This is a genomic window from Planococcus wigleyi (assembly GCF_014836985.1).
In the GTDB taxonomy this organism is placed as follows: Bacteria; Bacillota; Bacilli; order Bacillales_A; family Planococcaceae; genus Planococcus; species Planococcus notacanthi.
Window position 1 is genome coordinate 632,181 of record NZ_JACSPU010000001.1, and the last position, 17,410, is coordinate 649,590.

At 43.4% G+C, this 17,410-nt stretch carries 17 protein-coding genes; 12 read left to right on the forward strand and 5 right to left on the reverse strand.

Going from position 1 to position 17,410, the window contains the following annotated elements; translation table 11 throughout:
* Positions 1 to 9: 9 nt before the first annotated feature.
* Complete coding sequence (locus tag H9630_RS02800; RefSeq protein WP_191713959.1) at positions 10 to 516, reverse strand: peptidyl-prolyl cis-trans isomerase; 507 nt, start codon at positions 514 to 516, stop codon at positions 10 to 12.
* Positions 517 to 684: 168 nt separating this feature from the next.
* On the opposite strand from H9630_RS02800, the gene H9630_RS02805 reads away from it, so the two are divergent.
* The 3 genes from H9630_RS02805 to pyc all read left to right on the forward strand — a co-directional run bounded on the left by H9630_RS02805 (position 685) and on the right by pyc (position 5,731).
* Positions 685 to 966 (forward strand): YlaN family protein, encoded by a 282-nt coding sequence (locus H9630_RS02805; protein WP_058384833.1) that lies wholly within the window; start codon positions 685 to 687, stop codon positions 964 to 966.
* 142 nt (positions 967 to 1,108) lie between these two features.
* Positions 1,109 to 2,275, forward strand: coding sequence for an FtsW/RodA/SpoVE family cell cycle protein (locus tag H9630_RS02810; RefSeq protein WP_191713960.1), 1,167 nt, complete (start codon positions 1,109 to 1,111; stop codon positions 2,273 to 2,275).
* Positions 2,276 to 2,290: 15 nt separating this feature from the next.
* Positions 2,291 to 5,731 (forward strand): pyruvate carboxylase, encoded by a 3,441-nt coding sequence (gene pyc / locus H9630_RS02815; RefSeq protein WP_191713961.1) that lies wholly within the window; start codon positions 2,291 to 2,293, stop codon positions 5,729 to 5,731.
* A gap of 37 nt (positions 5,732 to 5,768) precedes the next feature.
* On the opposite strand, the gene H9630_RS02820 is transcribed toward pyc, so the two are convergent.
* Positions 5,769 to 6,680 (reverse strand): COX15/CtaA family protein, encoded by a 912-nt coding sequence (locus H9630_RS02820; protein WP_191713962.1) that lies wholly within the window; start codon positions 6,678 to 6,680, stop codon positions 5,769 to 5,771.
* A gap of 348 nt (positions 6,681 to 7,028) precedes the next feature.
* On the opposite strand from H9630_RS02820, the gene cyoE reads away from it, so the two are divergent.
* The 7 genes from cyoE to H9630_RS02855 all read left to right on the forward strand — a co-directional run bounded on the left by cyoE (position 7,029) and on the right by H9630_RS02855 (position 13,657).
* On the forward strand, positions 7,029 to 7,946 hold the full coding sequence (gene cyoE, locus H9630_RS02825) for a heme o synthase (RefSeq protein ID WP_191713963.1): 918 nt from the start codon (positions 7,029 to 7,031) through the stop codon (positions 7,944 to 7,946).
* A gap of 51 nt (positions 7,947 to 7,997) precedes the next feature.
* Positions 7,998 to 9,089 carry a cytochrome c oxidase subunit II gene (coxB, locus tag H9630_RS02830; RefSeq protein ID WP_191713964.1) on the forward strand — a complete coding sequence of 364 codons (1,092 nt, stop codon included), beginning with the start codon at positions 7,998 to 8,000 and terminating at the stop codon, positions 9,087 to 9,089.
* 31 nt (positions 9,090 to 9,120) lie between these two features.
* Positions 9,121 to 11,004: a cytochrome c oxidase subunit I gene (locus H9630_RS02835; protein WP_191713965.1), complete on the forward strand. Its 1,884-nt coding sequence runs from the start codon at positions 9,121 to 9,123 to the stop codon at positions 11,002 to 11,004.
* Positions 10,994 to 11,620: a cytochrome (ubi)quinol oxidase subunit III gene (locus H9630_RS02840; RefSeq protein ID WP_191713966.1), complete on the forward strand. Its 627-nt coding sequence runs from the start codon at positions 10,994 to 10,996 to the stop codon at positions 11,618 to 11,620. The genes H9630_RS02835 and H9630_RS02840 overlap by 11 nt, the downstream gene beginning before the upstream one ends.
* Positions 11,620 to 11,952, forward strand: coding sequence for a cytochrome c oxidase subunit IVB (ctaF, locus tag H9630_RS02845; protein ID WP_191713967.1), 333 nt, complete (start codon positions 11,620 to 11,622; stop codon positions 11,950 to 11,952). Before H9630_RS02840 ends, ctaF begins: the two co-directional genes overlap by 1 nt.
* 304 nt (positions 11,953 to 12,256) lie before the next feature.
* Positions 12,257 to 13,180: a cytochrome c oxidase assembly factor CtaG gene (gene ctaG, locus H9630_RS02850; protein WP_191713968.1), complete on the forward strand. Its 924-nt coding sequence runs from the start codon at positions 12,257 to 12,259 to the stop codon at positions 13,178 to 13,180.
* 15 nt (positions 13,181 to 13,195) lie between these two features.
* Positions 13,196 to 13,657 carry a DUF420 domain-containing protein gene (locus H9630_RS02855; RefSeq protein ID WP_191713969.1) on the forward strand — a complete coding sequence of 154 codons (462 nt, stop codon included), beginning with the start codon at positions 13,196 to 13,198 and terminating at the stop codon, positions 13,655 to 13,657.
* Positions 13,658 to 13,684: 27 nt separating this feature from the next.
* Here the strand turns inward: H9630_RS02855 and ytvI are convergent, their stop codons facing one another.
* Positions 13,685 to 14,740 (reverse strand): sporulation integral membrane protein YtvI, encoded by a 1,056-nt coding sequence (gene ytvI / locus H9630_RS02860; RefSeq protein WP_191713970.1) that lies wholly within the window; start codon positions 14,738 to 14,740, stop codon positions 13,685 to 13,687.
* A gap of 80 nt (positions 14,741 to 14,820) precedes the next feature.
* Positions 14,821 to 15,186, reverse strand: a complete 366-nt coding sequence (locus H9630_RS02865; protein WP_191713971.1) for a YugN family protein — start codon at positions 15,184 to 15,186, stop codon at positions 14,821 to 14,823.
* Between the two features lie 144 nt (positions 15,187 to 15,330).
* On the opposite strand from H9630_RS02865, the gene H9630_RS02870 reads away from it, so the two are divergent.
* Positions 15,331 to 16,395, forward strand: a complete 1,065-nt coding sequence (locus tag H9630_RS02870; RefSeq protein ID WP_191713972.1) for a CAP domain-containing protein — start codon at positions 15,331 to 15,333, stop codon at positions 16,393 to 16,395.
* Here H9630_RS02870 and H9630_RS02875 read toward each other — a convergent pair.
* Entirely contained in the window at positions 16,376 to 16,885 is a 510-nt protein-coding gene (locus H9630_RS02875) for a PaaI family thioesterase (protein WP_191713973.1), read from the reverse strand. The two genes, H9630_RS02870 and H9630_RS02875, sit on opposite strands and share 20 nt — an antisense overlap.
* A 75-nt stretch (positions 16,886 to 16,960) precedes the next feature.
* Between H9630_RS02875 and H9630_RS02880 the strand changes: the two genes are divergently transcribed.
* On the forward strand, positions 16,961 to 17,407 hold the full coding sequence (locus H9630_RS02880; RefSeq protein ID WP_191713974.1) for a YlbF family regulator: 447 nt from the start codon (positions 16,961 to 16,963) through the stop codon (positions 17,405 to 17,407).
* The last annotated feature ends 3 nt before the right edge of the window (positions 17,408 to 17,410 follow it).

A 17,410-nucleotide genomic window follows, 5' to 3' on the forward strand; every position in this document is an offset into this window, starting at 1 on the left:
CTATCACTCCTATTCGAATCGGATGGCTTGGATATCGGTAATCGGATTATCCTGATTGGAGCCATCCGGAAGCAACACATGGACAGGGCCATTTTCTCTTAGAGGCTGTCCTTTTTCACTGAATTTGAAAATCAGCTGTTGGGCATGTTCAATCGGGAATTCGAACTCTCCATTCGCCGTTTCGAAAACAACGCGCTTAGTGTGTTCAAATGGTTCTGCATTTAATAGGAATGGCTTGAATGCGATACCGAACGTACCTGTCAGCATCTCTTTCTTTTCTTTGCTCTTATACGTTTTTTCTGAATTCAAGGTAGGCGGAACGGTATTGCCTTCCATGATTTCACGGGACCAATGCTCGCCCATTCCGCGTTTATACTCTTCAAGTTCGTCTTTCTCTATCCGCTCTTCCTGGAAATACGTCTCCAGATTCAATTTACGGTCATCAAAAATCCAGACAGTGGGATCTAATACTAGTTTGAACTTCACTTCACCTTTAAAAGGTACGATAAATTCCATGGGTAAACCCTCCATTAAAATATTCATTCTCTTAACAGTATACCTTTTTGTGTCAAGTTGCCAAAGGGATTCATCTCTTTCTTTATAGAGGCTTGCATTTTCCCTCCTTAAAAGATACACTTTAAACAGGAAAATAGAGAAGAAAACTCATAAAATGGGGGAGTCCTCATGGAACATACAGAAGAACAAACATACCATCTGAAGGCTTTAGAACTCCTCAAAGCTGATGCAGAAAAAATCGAGCAGCTGATTAAGGTGCAAATGGACCATTTGACATTGCCATCTTGTCCTTTATACGAAGAGGTGCTTGACACCCAAATGTTCGGTCTTTCACGCGAAATTGATTTTGCGGTAAAGCTGGGGCTCATTGAACGTGAGGCTGGAAAAAATTTAATGGATACGCTGGAGAAGAAACTTTCCATTCTGCATGAAGCGTATACAAATAAATGATCTAAAACTCAAACGAACGCTGTTTGAGTTTTTTACAATTTAAGAAGTATAATCATTCAGCACTGCGAAAGCCGCAAGCGAAGCGAGTGTAGGCCGCTTGCGCTTTTGCCATTAAAACTATCAAATTAAAAGAGGTATAAAAATGAAATCTTACATCAAGAAATACGCAAAATTCTTCGACTACCCATTATTTTTCGCATACTTAGCACTGACCTTATTCGGATTGATCATGATCTACAGTTCAAGTATGGCCTGGTCGGTCAACTATTACGGTTCAGCGCCCGATCGTTTTTACATACAGCAATTAATCAACTTAGCCATCGCATTCCCGGTCTTTGTAGTGGCCGCAATCTTTCCATACAAGCATTTTAAAAAACGCTGGATGATGGTGACGATTTTAACTGTTGTTTTTGCCGGATTGATAGCTGTTCATTTTATTGGATTTGCAGCAGGTGGGGCAAAAAGTTGGATCAGCCTCGGATTTGCCAATATCCAGCCGTCTGAAGTGGCGAAAGTCGGCATCATCTTGTACTTGGCTGGTGTTTTTTCAAACAAATACAATAAAGGAACCATCAACAAGCTGAATGAATCCATCATTCCACCGGTTATTATTTTGACGCTCGTCTTATTTTTGGTATTTCTTGAACCGGATCTTGGTTCGATGTTGATTATCGGGTCAGTTGGTTTAGCAGTCATGTCGGCAAGTGGGGTTCGGTTAAAACCCTTTATCCGTCTGGCTGGTGTTTTTATCGCTGCAGCATCAATCATTATTGTGCCTTTCATGCTATTTGCTGGAGACATGATTTTTACCGAGAAACGCCTTGGCCGTTTAGATGCATTCTTTAATCCGTTTTCCGATGAGCTGGGCTTTGGCTTTCAAATAGTCAATGGGTATCTGGCTATCGGATCCGGTGGATTAAGCGGGCTGGGACTCGGCCAATCCATACAGAAGCTTGGCTATCTTCCGGAACCGCATACGGATTTCATCATGTCTGTCATTGCTGAAGAACTGGGAGTCCTGGGTGTCGTTTTCGTTTTAGGCGGACTGGCTTTCATTGTTTTGCGGGGGCTTTGGATTGCCATGACCACGCATGATCCGTTGGCAAGAATGCTTGCAGCGGGTGTTGCCAGCATGATCGGAATTCAATCTTTCGTTAATTTAGGTGGCTTGACGGGCATAATTCCGTTAACTGGAGTCACACTTCCTTTTATAAGCTATGGCGGAACCTCGGTAATTTTGTTATCTTTAGCTATGGGAGTATTAATGAATGTTTCCATGTTCAATAAATACGAAAAAACGAAAAAGTAAAGGGTGTGCTGTGGTGTGAAGGAGATTAACAAGATCTTGGTAGCAAACCGCGGAGAAATCGCTATTCGGGTTTTCCGCGCTTGTACAGAACTGAAAATTCAAACTGTTGCGATTTACTCACAGGAAGACAGCGGTTCGTATCATCGCTACAAAGCAGATGAATCCTATTTAGTGGGTAAAGGCAAAAAGCCGATTGATGCTTACTTGGATATTGAAGATATCATTCGCATCGCAAAAGATTCCGGCGTGGATGCAATTCACCCAGGATATGGCTTCTTGTCGGAAAACGTCCATTTTGCAAGACGCTGTGAAGAAGAAGGAATTGTCTTTATTGGCCCGAGCTCCAAACATTTAGACATGTTCGGTGACAAAGTGAAAGCGCGTACTCAGGCGATCGCTGCAGGCATTCCCGTAATTCCAGGAACAGATGGTCCTGTAGAGTCATTACAGGAAGTTGAAGAATTCAGTAAAACAGCTGGGTTTCCGTTAATGATCAAAGCTTCTCTTGGCGGTGGAGGACGCGGAATGCGCATCGTCAGAACGCAGGAAGAGCTGGCATCTTCATATGAACGCGCAAAGTCCGAAGCGAAAGCGGCTTTTGGATCGGATGAAATGTACGTTGAAAAGTTCGTTGAGAAGCCAAAACATATCGAAGTTCAAATATTAGGCGATACAGAAGGCAATGTCGTTCATTTGTATGAAAGAGATTGTTCAATTCAGCGCCGCCACCAAAAAGTCGTAGAAATCGCGCCTTCCAATTCAATCAGCAACGAATTGCGTAATGAGATTTGTGATGCTGCAGTTAAATTGATGAAAAACATTGACTACATAAATGCGGGAACTGTCGAATTCCTTGTAGCAAACGATGAATTTTACTTTATTGAAGTGAATCCGCGCATTCAGGTGGAACATACCATTACAGAAATGATCACAGGAATCGACATTGTCCATGCACAGATCCATATTGCCAGAGGGCATATGATCCATAGTGAAGAAGTGGGCATTCCACAGCAAAAGGATATTCCGTTATTCGGTTACGCGATCCAATCCCGTGTAACAACAGAAGATCCATTAAACGATTTTATGCCCGATGCCGGGAAATTGATGGTTTATCGTTCTGGTGGAGGATTCGGTGTCCGTCTGGATGCAGGAAATGGCTTCCAGGGTGCTGTAATTTCACCTTATTACGATTCGCTTTTGGTGAAAGTATCTACATGGGCCGTAACGTTCAAGGAAGCTGCCGGTAAAATGGACCGCAACCTTCAGGAATTCCGTATCCGGGGAATCAAAACGAACATCCCGTTCCTGGAAAATGTCGTCAAGCATAAAAATTTCATCAAAGGTGACTTTGATACAAGCTTTATCGACAGCACACCGGAATTGTTCATCTTCCCGGTAAGACAGGATCGCGGTACGAAGTTATTGAGCTATATCGGCAATGTGACCGTCAACGGTTTCCCAGGGATCGAGAAGAACAACAAACCGATTCATGCAGCGCCGCGCAAACCGGAAGTGGATCTATTAGCTCCGGCACCAAGCGGGACAAAGCAGATTTTCGATCAGCAGGGTGCTGACGGATTGACGAAATGGATACATGAGCAAAAAGATGTCTTGTTGACGGATACAACATTCCGTGATGCCCACCAATCGTTATTGGCAACGCGCGTCCGTTCACATGATTTATTTGAAATCGCCAAAGAAACTTCTCAGTTGCAGAATGACCTGTTTTCACTGGAAATGTGGGGAGGCGCCACTTTTGACGTATCCTACAGATTCCTCAAAGAAGATCCATGGGCTCGCCTGATTAAACTGCGCCAGGAAATTCCGAATGTGTTGTTCCAGATGCTGTTCCGCGGCGCCAATGCCGTCGGATACAAAAACTATCCGGATAATGTCATTCGCGAATTTGTCCGCAAGTCCGGTGATGCAGGAATCGATGTATTCCGCATCTTCGATAGCTTGAACTGGATCAAAGGAATGGAAGTGGCGATTGATGAAGTCCGCCAATCCGGCAAGATCGCTGAAGCAGCGATTTGCTACACAGGAGACATCCTGGATCCAAGCCGTGACAAGTACACGGTTCAATACTACAAGGATATGGCCAAGGAGCTGGAAGCAGCGGGCGCCCATATTCTGGCCATTAAAGATATGGCGGGTCTTTTGAAACCGGAAGCAGCGTATCGCTTGGTATCCGAATTAAAAGATACGGTTTCATTGCCGATCCATCTTCACACACATGATACAAGCGGCAACGGCATCTATTTGTACTCAAAAGCCATCGAAGCAGGCGTGGACATCGTAGATACCGCACTTGGATCGATGGCAGGGCTGACGTCACAGCCAAGCGCCAATTCACTTTATTACGCAACAAGCGGCAGCGGGCGTGAAGTCAGAGCAGATATTAAAGGAATCGAAAAATTGTCCCATTACTGGGAAGATGTCCGCAAGTACTATGTTGACTTTGAAAGTGGCATGAACAGTCCGCATGCAGAAGTCTATGAGCATGAAATGCCAGGCGGACAGTACAGCAATCTCCAGCAGCAAGCAAAAGCAGTTGGGCTTGGATTGCGCTGGGAAGAAGTCAAAACCATGTACTCACGCGTCAACCTGCTGTTTGGGGATGTCGTAAAAGTAACGCCTTCTTCTAAAGTGGTGGGAGACATGGCTTTGTTCATGGTTCAAAACGAGTTGGATGAAGAGACTGTCATCTCAAAAGGGCAAACAATCGATTTCCCTGAATCAGTCATCGAATTCTTTGAAGGTTATATTGGACAGCCTCATGGCGGATTCCCTGAAGAGCTTCAGAAAGTTATTTTGAAAGAGCGCCAACCGATTACAGTTCGCCCTGGCGAATTGCTGGATCCTGCTGATTTCGATGAAATCAAAAGAACTCTTTACGACAAGTTGGAGCGTCCGGTTACAAGCCATGAGGTTTTGGCTTACGCGCTTTATCCGAAGGTATTTGAGGAGTATACAGCTACCAATATTCAGTTCGGAAATGTTTCTGTTCTCGACACCCTGACATTCTTGTATGGGATGAGATTAGGGGAAGAAATTGAAGTGGAAATTGAAAAAGGCAAGACATTGATGATCAAGATGGTATCAATTGGCGAACCGCAAAAAGATGGAACGCGCATCATCTATTTCGAATTGAACGGCCAACCACGTGAAGTCAGCATTCAGGACATGACGGTGGAAACGGACAGTACCGCTAAACCGAAAGCAGACCCGACCAATGAAAGCCATATTGCGGCGACTATGCCGGGGACAGTATTAAAAGTCCTAACGGAAAAAGGCACTAAGGTGAAACGTGGAGATCACTTGCTGGTAACTGAAGCAATGAAGATGGAAACGACTGTTCAGGCTCCGTTTGATGGAACCATTCAAGATATCCATGTAGTGGCAAGTGATGGCATTTCTACAGGCGACCTATTGATTGAAATGGAGAAAAAATAAAAAATGGCTGGCGCCAAAGCGCCAGCCATTTTTGTTTTTACTTTTTAATTCGGCTGCGTGAAACGAGCAGCACCATATAGCACAATAAACCGAAAAGCATAGAGATGAGCAGCGAGTGAAGAAGTGCCACAAACAAATTCAGCTTTGTCAAAACAACGAGCATGCCGGTGGTCGCTTGAAGAAGGACGATGATGAAAGCGATGATCCAACCCCAATAGATGACACGCTGGTCTTTGTATTGCTTGAATGCGTGCCAGGCAATGTAACCGAGCCAGATGACGATTAAGCCGGCTGCAGCGCGATGGCCCATTTGGACCCATTCGTACATATTGCTGGGCAATGCAAAGTCATCGTTTCGGCATAGTGGCCAATCCGCGCAGATCAAACTGGATTCGGTATGGCGTACTAAAGCGCCCGTATAGACTACGATGTAGGAGTATAACGTAACGCCTATTGTATGGAAGCGCAATTTTTTGCCGATCTGCAAACGATCAGCGTCAAACTTCCGATCCACTTCAAAGATCAGCAGCGTCAATAATAAGATGGAAGCAAACGATAGCAGGGAGATGCCAAAGTGAAGAGCTAAGATGAAATCACCTTGTCCCCAAAGAACTTGTGCTGCACCAATCAATGCCTGCAGAACTAAAAAGAAAACGGCCATAATTGCCAAAAATTTTGTTTCTCGTACATGGCCGAATTTTCTCCAGGCCCATACTGCTAAAATGACTATCAGGATACCGACGACCCCGGTAACAAGGCGGTGCGAAAATTCAATCAATACTTCAGCTGTAATATTATCCGGGATCAGCTTGCCATTACAGTCTGGCCAGTTTCGTCCGCAGCCTAAACCACTATCAGTCTTAGTGACCAGGGCGCCGCCCAGAAGAATAAACAGCATGCCTATGGTAGCCGCAACGGCAAACCATTTAATATATCTATTTTGCTGCAAAATACCACCTACTTTTTTCTATAGAAAACTTTTCAAGATTCATTTACCTGCATACTCGATAATAGCGAAAGTTTCTTTAAAACACAACGAGAAATCAGCAATAGTAGAAACTTTCAAGATTTGGACATAATAATTGGAGCTTCACAAACTGTTCAAAAACTATTATTTTTCTATCTTAAAATAGTGAGGCCGTTCATGTATGATAGGAGATGGATATTTGTGAGACCATTTGCGTGAAAATCATCTCTTTTATCAGGAAATTTCAGTTATATGTAGAAAAACAACTGGAATTTAGATATAGTTATGGTTAGCGGAATATGCTTACAACTTTGAAAGGAGGGGAATTATATGTCAAACGGCCGGGCAATGTCTGCAGAGGCGAACGAAGCTCCGGAAGCGTCCACATTTCTGAAAGACTTCTTGGCACTTATAAAAATTGGAATTGTGAATTCTAATTTAATTACTGTTTTTACAGGATTGTGGCTCGCCTTCCAGTTCTCTGACAGACATTTTCTGAGTGAGCTGAATATCCTCGTCTATACAATAGTCGGTTCTGCACTGATCATTGCGGGTTCTGCAGCCATGAACAACTACATCGATACGGATATAGACCCGTTAATGGAAAGTAAGAAAGCACGTCCGACAGTGACAGGAAGATTTAAGCCATCTGCTGTATTGGCACTCGCTGTTTCTTTCATCGTTATAGGCGAAATATTTTTGTTTTCCGCTTCTGTATCAGCTGGTGTATTGGGAATTGCCGGAGTTTTAGCGTATGTCGTCTTATATTCCATGTGGTCAAAAAGACGGCATGTCAGCAACACGATCGTGGGGAGTATCTCTGGTGCGATTCCGCCACTTATCGGATGGGCAGCTGTAGAACCATCACTGGGCGCAGGCGCTTGGGCGTTATTCCTAATCATGTTCATTTGGCAGCCACCGCATTTTTATGCACTGGCTATGAAACGGACAGAAGAGTATCGGGCAGCGAATATTCCTATGCTACCGGTAGTTAAGGGTTTTCACCGAACAAAAAAATCGATGCTTGCATGGGTTGTAATGCTTTTCCCTCTGCCATTCCTATTAATGGAACTCGGGACAGGCTTCATCATCTTAGCTACACTTTTGAATATCGGCTGGCTTGTATTGGCTATTCGCGGTTTTAAAGTGACTGATGATTTGAAATGGGCGAAGACAATGTTTATCTATTCATTGAACTATATGACCATTTTATTTGTTTCAATGATTATTTTCGCTGTCTTTGTCTGATCAATATTTCTAAAGAGAAATTATTTAAATGAGAGAGGGGTATGAAAAGCTATGATGAAAGGGATTAAAAAATGGCGCCTTTTCGCATTGATGACCACATTACTGGTTTTTCTTGCGGGATGCGGACGTGAAGAGATTTCAACTTTAATACCAGCAGGCAAAGTTGCTCAAGATCAATTTAATTTATTGATTTTATCATCTATCGTTATGTTGTTTGTCATTATTGTTGTGTCGATTATCTTCGTATTGGCAATTGTTAAGTTCCGCCGTTCTAAAATGGGAGAAGACATGATCCCAGAGCAAGTCGAAGGAAGCGCGAGATTAGAATTTATCTGGACAGCTGTTCCGATTGTTCTTCTTTTGATCCTTGCTGTTCCGACAGTGTACTCGACATTCGATTTGGCTGACGTTACATCTATGGACGTTCAGGCAGAGGATGGCAATTCGACTCATTTAACAGTCAACGTAACCGGTAAACTTTACTGGTGGGAATTTGAATACCCAGAACAAGGCATTACAACTGCACAAGAGTTAGTTGTACCGACTGATGAGCGTGTTTATTTCAACTTGATTTCTGCGGATATCAAACACTCATTCTGGATTCCATCCATTGGCGGTAAATTGGATGTTAACCCTGAAAACGTAAACACTTTCTACCTTGAATTTGACCAGGAATCTTCAGAACTTGAAGATGGCGTATTCTATGGTAAATGTGCTGAGCTTTGCGGACCTTCTCACGCATTGATGGATTTCAAAGTGAAATCTGTAGATCGCGAAGAGTTTGACCAATGGGTAACGGCAATGCAGGCTGAACCAACTCCTGCCGAAGGCGCTCTTGCTCAGCAAGGTGAAGAATTGTTCGGACAAGACGGATTAGCTTGTATTTCTTGTCACGCAACTTCAGGTGCAGTCACTGCTTCTGGAGTAGGCCCTAACATGGCGACATTCGGCGACCGCAACCGTGTTGCAGGATACTTAGAACACAATGAAGAAAACCTTAAAAACTGGATTGCAGATCCACAAGAATACAAGCCGGGCAACTTGATGCCGGATGCCGCTTCTTTAAACGGGGGCAACGAATTGACAGACCAAGAACTTGATGCTCTTGCAGCCTATTTGATGGGCTTATCAGTCGAAGAGTAGAAATAAAGCTTAAAAAAGGGAGGTATACAGTGTGAGTTCTATTGCTCAAAAAAAGGGCTTCGGCGCTACGATTTGGGACTTCATGACAACGGTCGACCATAAGAAGATCGCAATCCTTTATCTCATCTCAGGTGGTATTTTCTTCCTGATCGGTGGATTGGAAGCGATGTTGATCCGTGTCCAGTTGGCTAAAGCAGGGAATGATTTCCTAAGTGCTGGAACATATAACGAAATTATAACAATGCACGGTACTACCATGATTTTCTTGGCAGCAATGCCGATTTTACTGGCTTTCATGAACGCTATTATGCCTTTGCAAATCGGCGCGCGTGATGTAGCTTTCCCATTCTTGAATTCACTAGGTTTCTGGCTTTTCTTCTTTGGTGGTATTTTCCTTAACCTTTCATGGTTTATGGGAGGAGCACCAGATGCAGGTTGGACGAACTATGCTTCTCTAGCCCTTGCATCCGAAGGAAAAGGCATTGACTTCTATTCACTGGGATTAACGATTTCCGGTTTTGGTACGCTGATCGCAGGGATTAACTTCTTGGTAACGATCATCAACATGCGTGCTCCGGGTATGACTTACATGAGAATGCCTTTGTTCACATGGACAACTTTCGTTGCTTCTGCGTTGATCTTATTGGCATTCCCGCCACTTACTGTTGGACTTTTCTTCATGGTCTTCGACCGTATGTTCGACGCTAACTTCTTTGCAGTTGAAATGGGCGGTAACACGATCATCTGGGAGCATTTATTCTGGATCTTCGGTCACCCTGAAGTTTACATCTTGATTTTGCCGGCTTTCGGTATTTTCTCCGAAATCTTTGCGATCTTCTCACGTAAACGCCTATTCGGTTACACTGCACTTGTTTTCGCAACAATCCTTATCGGTTTCTACGGATTCATGGTTTGGGCTCACCACATGTTCACAGTCGGTTTAGGGCCAACAGCCAACGCTGTCTTCGCACTTGCGACTATGATCATTGCAGTCCCAACCGGTATTAAGATCTTCAACTGGCTCTTAACGATATGGGGAGGGAATATTTCCTTCTCAGTACCAATGATCTACGCTGTAGCATTCATTCCGTCATTCGTTGCGGGTGGGGTTACAGGGGTAATGCAGGCAATCGCTCCTTTGGATTACCAGTTGCATGACTCTTACTTTATCGTAGCTCACTTCCACTACGTAATTGTAGGTGGGGTGGTTCTGGCAATTTTGGCAGGTACACATTTATACTGGCCGAAAATGTTCGGAACGATGCTAAGTGAAAAATTAGGCAAATGGACGTTCTGGTTCTTCTTCATCGGATTCCATTTAACATTCTTCATTCAGCATTTCCTAGGCTTGATGGGTATGCCACGCCGTGTTTACACGTTCGGAGCAGACCAGGGCTGGGATCTATTCAACGCAATCAGTTCTGTTGGTGCATTATTCATGGCTATCGGTGTAATTATCCTTTTAGTCAACGTCGTATTGACATCTATTAAAAACGAGCGCGTCGGCAATGACCCATGGGGTGATGGCCGTACATTGGAATGGGCAATTGCATCTCCACCGCCGTTCTATAACTTTGCTCAAACTCCATTAGTTCGTGGTCTTGATTCAGTGTGGATCGAAAAAATGGATGGCAACAAAAAAGGTATGATTTTCGCTGAACCTCTTGGCGATATCCATATGCCGAATGGCTCGATCATTCCATTTGTAATTTCACTTGGTATGTTCATCGCTTCATTCGGAGCATTGTACTTCCTCGATGGCGACAAGCCATGGGCGTTGGCAGTGTTGATTATTGGTCTGGGAATCACTTTCGGTTCAATGCTATTGCGTTCATTGAAAGATGATCTGGGCTTCCATATTACTAAAGCAGAATTACTTGAAGACGCGAAGGGAGGCAACACCGATGGACATTAATCAAAAATATACTCCTCAATCATGGCCGGAACATCCTGAAACGGCTACGATGGAGGGGAAAAATAAGTTTATTGGTTTCTGGTTGCTTCTTGCTGCGGAGACAGTAACGTTTGCATCACTTTTCGCAACTTACCTTGCTTTAAAAGATAAAGGGCCAAGCGGCATGGAATTCTCTGCCGCTGGACTTTATGAACTGCCGCTAGTTTTTGCAATGACAATGATTCTTTTGACATCATCTTTGACAAGTGTTTACGCAATGTACCATATGAAAAACCATAATTTTAAAGCAATGCAGGCTTGGCTTGGAATTACCGTTTTGCTTGGTGCAACTTTCCTAGGGTTGGAAATCTATGAGTTTAACCATTATGTCCATCTAGGCTTCGGCTATACGAATAGTGCTTTCAGTTCAGCGTTTTATACATTAGTTGGAACGCACGGAGCTCACGTACTGTTCGGTCTTAGCTGGTTTATCGCATTGATGCTACGCAACGCAAAACGTGGATTGAATATGTACAACGCACCAAAATTCTATTTAGCTTCGTTATACTGGCATTTTATTGACGTCGTATGGGTATTCATCTTTACTGTCGTCTATTTGATGGGAGTGATCGGATAATGGCACACGATACACATATTCATGTAAGATCGCAGGCAGAATTCGAATACACGAAGAAAAAGAGAGCAGAAGAAATGCGTGGCCATTTAGCGACATTTGCAATCATGATTTTCTTGACATTGATTGCTTTTACAATGGTTACTGCTGGATTCTCCGCTTACTTGATTGTTCCAATCGTTCTGTTGCTTGCAGCAATCCAAGTTGTTCTTCAGCTTTACTACTTCATGCACATGAGCGGAAAAGGACACGGCATGGTCGCGTTCTTCATGTTCTGTGGAATGTTCGTAGCTTTCATCACCATTCTTGCATTAGTTACAATTGTTTGGTGGTAGAATTTCTTAAACCCCCTTTACCTTTCGAGGTAAGGGGGGTTTTTGTCTTTCGGGTCAAGTTACAGCTCAGCACATGAAGCTGCGTTAAAACGGGCCTGGAGAAGAATAAAGGCTATGCCCACGGATATAGAAAAAAGTAGATGCCCGGTTTGTTGGTGCAAGAAGAAATGGCAATCGGCCCTCTGATCATCTCTCCACAAAAGAAGGGGCTTGCGCATTTGGGATTGTTCATAGTTCGTTCATTGATATAGTTTGAAGAGCACTATATAATGAGGGTACTTGAGGAAAAGGAGGTCCCATTACAATGCCAATCAGTATTTTCGGGTTTCAGGCTTTATGGAGTCCGTATTACTTAGCAGTCCTCGTTCTGGTGACGATTCTCTATTTTTTGGTCACTGTAAAGTGGCGTGGGAAATTTAAAGGAAATCAACCGCTTAGTGTAAAACAAGCTGCGCTTTTTAGTTCAGGCATCGCTTTACTTTATATTATTAAAGGTTCACCAGTGGATTTATACGGACATATTTTGTTTACTATGCACATGGTCCAGATGGCGTTATTGCTGCTGTTGGTTCCACCGCTTTTGATCATGGGAATTCCGAGTTATATTTGGAAGGCTTTCACTGAGCTGCCTGTCATCAAACCAGTATTTAACCTTTTAACAAAACCGATGCTTGCGTTGATCCTGTTTGGAATGGCCTTTTCTTTTTATCACATTCCGATGGTATTCGATTTTGTTAAACAGGATGTTCTTCTCCACGGCGCTGTCAATATCGTATTATTCACGTCAGCGCTTTTGTATTGGTGGCCAGTGGTCAACAATTTGGAGGGCGTGCATAAATTCCACGGCTTGAAGAAATTGGCGTACTTATTCGGACTTAGTGTATTGGTAACTCCGGCGTGTGCGTTGATCATCTTCAGTGATACACCTTTCTATGCGACGTATACGAATGGAGAAGCCTGGCTTCAGGCAATGGCTCTATGTGTGCCTGCAGGAACTCTTTCTCAGTTGAACCTTTCAGGGCCTGAGTTATTCTCTACGATGTCGACGATTGAGGACCAGCGGACGGGCGGAATTACAATGAAAATAATTCAAGAGCTCGTTTTCACAGTCTTTATCTGGTTGGTATTCTATGAATGGCTGCGCAATGAAAACGATAACGCTGACGAAATCACTGCAAAAGTTTTACAGGATCGAAAAGACATGGCTTACCACAGACACAATGCTTAAAGGAGAATAACTTAAATGAATTTGCCGCTACTGCCGACTATCAGTACATTTTTTATCGTATTAAGCGCAATTTTGGTGGCGATCGGCTGGAATCTGGTTCGTCGCCGCAAAATTGAAGCTCACAAGAAAGTGATGGTGGGAGCAGGTGCTGCGGCATTGACTTTCTTCATCATCTATATGTCTCGAACAATTTTTGTCGGAAACACCGCATTTGGCGGCCCTGACGAGTTGAAAATCTTTTACACTGTCTTTTTGATTTTCCATATCACCTTGGCTACGACAGGCGGAGTTATGGGCTTGATCACAATCTATTGGGGTTGGAAAAACCAACTGTCGAAACACCGTAAAATCGGACCGATCACCAGTGTGGTCTGGTTCTCCACTGCGATAACAGGGGTTATGGTCTATCTGCTGCTTTATGTTTTCTATGAAGGCGGCCACACAACTTCTGTATTTAAAGCGATATTAGGTGGATAAAAAAGGAACCCCTGGGGGTTCCTTTTTTTATACTTTAAAATCAATTTTAATCATGCCTGCTTCGCGAGCTGAAGTAAAGAGAATGACAATCAGCGGTCCGACGAAGAATCCGAGGAAGCCGATAAGCTGCAGCCCGATAAACATGGCTATTAATGTCGCTAAAGGAGACAGGCCGATTTGAGTTCCCATTACTTTCGGTTCCACAGTTCGGCGGATGATCAGAAGTACCAAAGCCAGAATAGCCAATTGGGTTCCTTGGACGATGTCACCGGTGATGAACTCGTAAGCAAACCAAGGCGTCAGGACGATGATCGAACCTAAAATAGGAATGAAATCAATCAGCCAAATCAGCAGGGACATCACAATCGCATATTCCGGTGCGATAAATGCCAGAGCTGCCAGTGAAACGATAAAGATAATGCAACTGACCAGGAATTGTGCTTTTAAGAAACCGAAAATAACTTTGTTCAAACGTGCAAACATAAAACGGACTTTTTCCGCTGTTGAATCTTTCAGTCGGTTGAAAAGCATGACTTTCAAATCCGGCAAGTCCAACATGAACAAAAAGAGCGCGATCAGGAAGACGATAAAGCTGACGAGAAAAGAAGGGATGCCTGTCAGCAGATTTGAAATGGTATCGTAATTGACGATGGTCAAAATCCAATTGCGGATTTCTTCCATGATGCCCGCAAGTTCAGTTTCAAACGAAGAGACCACTTCAACGGGCATATCTCTAGTTGAACGGAAAAAGAACCCTTGAAACTCATCCCACATAGCAGATAGGGAGTTGATGTATTCGGGTACCATTTTCGTAAATTGAATAATTTGGCCAACCAATTGCGTGATGGTCCAATAAAGCAAAGCGGAAACAATAACAAGAAATAGAATGAAAACAGAAATCACAGAGGTTTTTCTACGCCATTTAAACCTTTTTTGTATAAAATTAACAAGTGGTTCCAAAAAAATAGCCGTAATTAAGGCGATAATTAATGGTATGGAAATAGGCAGTATGTATATGGAAATTAAAATTAAGACCGCAATGACGATGGCGGTCGTTAATGTTCTCTTCGTCAACCACTTCACTGATCAAGTCCTCCTTATGAAATTAGGATATTCATGAATCGGTTTAAAAAACCGCAGTTCAATAGTGAACTGCGGAATTTTTATACATTGATTTCGAAAGATTGAACATCCTTTTTGATGGAGTCTAATAATCCGATACAAGTTTTAACCAAGTGTTCTGGGAACTCTTCGTCTTCACCATATTCAACACCATGCGGATAATAATGTTTACCGAGTACCGGCTTCAAGACGCGCATAGTGGCATCGTTTGAATCAACATCTCCGTCAGTAGCATAAGCGAATACGCGCAGATAATATGTGCCTTCGCGTACGATGAATTTGCGGTCATAAGTGACACGCTCGTAATCCCATTGTCCTTCTTTTGTCAGACCATGTTTGTTCATGATGCTTTCAAGTAATGCAATATCTACGTGAATGTTTTCAAGTCCTGTATTTTCAAAATACATAGGATCTCTCCTCCTCTATAACAAAAAAGACTAAATGCTCCTTTAATAATAGATCATAATTTGAGTTGTTGCAATGGCTAGATTGTGTCAGTGTAAAGGCGGCTGTTATAATAGTGTTGATATAATAGCAAAGGGGCTGTTCGGTTGAAAGACTTGCTGCGCATTATGATTTTTCTATCGATCGTTCTAATCGGCTTATTTTATTTCGATCCTGCTATAAACGAAAATGACGTTCTAGAAGCACCGCGGACGGTAGAGCCTTTGCCGAACGAAGATATTGTGGATGAATCACTGGATATCGACCGGCCGGCCACAGGCATCTCCACCTATATCGGGGAGTCCAGCGACAAATGGGTTGAGCGATACGGAGAACCCGAACGGATTGAGCCATCTGCCTTTGGATACGACTGGTGGATATATAACGCATCATACGCCCATTTTACGATGATCGGCGTGAAAGAAGGGGAAATCGTCCAAGTCTATACCGCTGGAGCGGCAGCAGATGCAGCTCCCTATAAAATTGGACAAAGCCTGGATGATTTGTACCGTTTCACTATTATAGAAAATGAAGTCACCATCAAGTATGAAACCAATACCTATACCTTCAATATTGCAGCGGAAGACTTGGACAAACGGCTGCTGGTCAAATTTGACGGGCTTTATGCCCAATTGTATATCGACTCTATCGACCGCTCATTGGAGGCCGTCCGTTTTATGGACGCGGAAACTTTAATACGCCACCAGCCTTATGACATGATGTATTCAGGTGAATTATTGCCGATCCAAACACCCTCTTCAACGCTTCAGCAATCCATCAATGAAGGGAATGCTAAACAGATTGTCGATTTAGTCAATGTTTACCGGTTGCATCATCAAACCAAGCCATTGGCCGTCAATCCTGTAGCCAACAAGGTCGCTGAAGCGAATAGCGAAGACATGGCTAAGCAGAATTTTTCCTCCGAGGAAATGGAAATCAAAGATCTGCATGCCCGCTTACAAGAAGCAGATATCGTGTTTAAGCAAGCGGCTGTCAACACGGCAACACGCTATTACGATGCAGCGGAGACAGTGCATGGCTGGACCAATTCGGACAGCCATCGTAAAACTTTGCTCAGCCAACAATACAACCAAACGGGAGTCGGTGTTTTCGGCAAGTACTATACCCAGACCTTCCTTGAAAAAGAGCCTGCTACTGCTGAGAAGCAATAGCAGGTTTTTCCTTTTTGGGAATGATGAAAAACGAACCGGTTGCTGTCGCAATATGTTTTCCATCCTCCTGAAAGATATTTCCTTCCAGTACCATCGTATGTCTGCCGCTGCGAATCACACGTGCCTGTGCACTTATTTTCTTTTCATCAGCCACTGTGAGATAGTTGATCGTCAGCGTCGTGGTTACAGCTGCAAATCCGGGATCGCATTTGCTGTTTGCCAGTGTGCCCATCGCAGTATCGAGCAGCACTGCCAGAATCCCACCATGGGGAATCCCTACGTTATTATGGATGTGGGGAGTATTTGGAATAGACACCATAGAAGCTTGGTCGTCTGTAATACGGGTCATGTCCAAACTTGCACTTAAATAGGTAGCAAATTCACCTTGCTGTTTTTTTTCGAAATTTGTCAGGTAATCAGTCAGAATTTCTAAATCTTCAGCGCTGCTATTTTCGAGAATGCGCTCCAATTGATGAGTTATCGGGTTCATGATGACAATCCTTTCAAGTCTGTAGTGAAATTCAAAAATATCTGCTATGATTAAAGCGTAAAGGAGGAAAATGCTATGATTATGACCTATGAATGGGCTGAAATAACTGACTTTGCAGATGAGTTAGGCCAAATGATCTTACAATCAGAGCAAGCTGACCTTTACCGGGCTGCTTATGCCTCTGTCTATAATGATAAAAATCTTGCGGATGAAATCCAGGCTTTCGCCAGATTAAAAGACCAATATGAAGAAGTACAGCGTTTTGGGAAATATCATCCGGAGTACTCACGGGTGATGAAGCAGATCCGAGTCGATAAACGACGCTTGGACCTGAATGAAAAAGTGGCCAATCTGCGCTTGGCTGAAAATGAGCTTCAGGACCTGATGGACCAAGTGAGTTTTATCCTTGGAAGATCTGTTTCAGAGGCAGTAAAAATCCCTTCTTCCAATCCATTTTTCTCATCCGAATCTTCCTGTGGAGGAAGTTGCGGTACAGGCGGCGGCTGTTCTTGTTCGGCATGATCG

Excerpts from the sequence above, each read along its gene's own strand:
- H9630_RS02800 (WP_191713959.1), bottom strand. The coding sequence starts at position 516 with ATGGAATTTATCGTACCTTTTAAAGGTGAAGTGAAGTTCAAACTAGTA.
- H9630_RS02805 (WP_058384833.1), top strand. The coding sequence starts at position 685 with ATGGAACATACAGAAGAACAAACATACCATCTGAAGGCTTTAGAACTC.
- H9630_RS02810 (WP_191713960.1), top strand. The coding sequence starts at position 1,109 with ATGAAATCTTACATCAAGAAATACGCAAAATTCTTCGACTACCCATTA.
- cyoE (WP_191713963.1), top strand. The coding sequence starts at position 7,029 with ATGTCAAACGGCCGGGCAATGTCTGCAGAGGCGAACGAAGCTCCGGAA.
- coxB (WP_191713964.1), top strand. The coding sequence starts at position 7,998 with ATGATGAAAGGGATTAAAAAATGGCGCCTTTTCGCATTGATGACCACA.
- H9630_RS02840 (WP_191713966.1), top strand. The coding sequence starts at position 10,994 with ATGGACATTAATCAAAAATATACTCCTCAATCATGGCCGGAACATCCT.
- ctaF (WP_191713967.1), top strand. The coding sequence starts at position 11,620 with ATGGCACACGATACACATATTCATGTAAGATCGCAGGCAGAATTCGAA.
- ctaG (WP_191713968.1), top strand. The coding sequence starts at position 12,257 with ATGCCAATCAGTATTTTCGGGTTTCAGGCTTTATGGAGTCCGTATTAC.
- H9630_RS02855 (WP_191713969.1), top strand. The coding sequence starts at position 13,196 with ATGAATTTGCCGCTACTGCCGACTATCAGTACATTTTTTATCGTATTA.
- H9630_RS02865 (WP_191713971.1), bottom strand. The coding sequence starts at position 15,186 with ATGTATTTTGAAAATACAGGACTTGAAAACATTCACGTAGATATTGCA.
- H9630_RS02875 (WP_191713973.1), bottom strand. The coding sequence starts at position 16,885 with ATGAACCCGATAACTCATCAATTGGAGCGCATTCTCGAAAATAGCAGC.
- H9630_RS02880 (WP_191713974.1), top strand. The coding sequence starts at position 16,961 with ATGATTATGACCTATGAATGGGCTGAAATAACTGACTTTGCAGATGAG.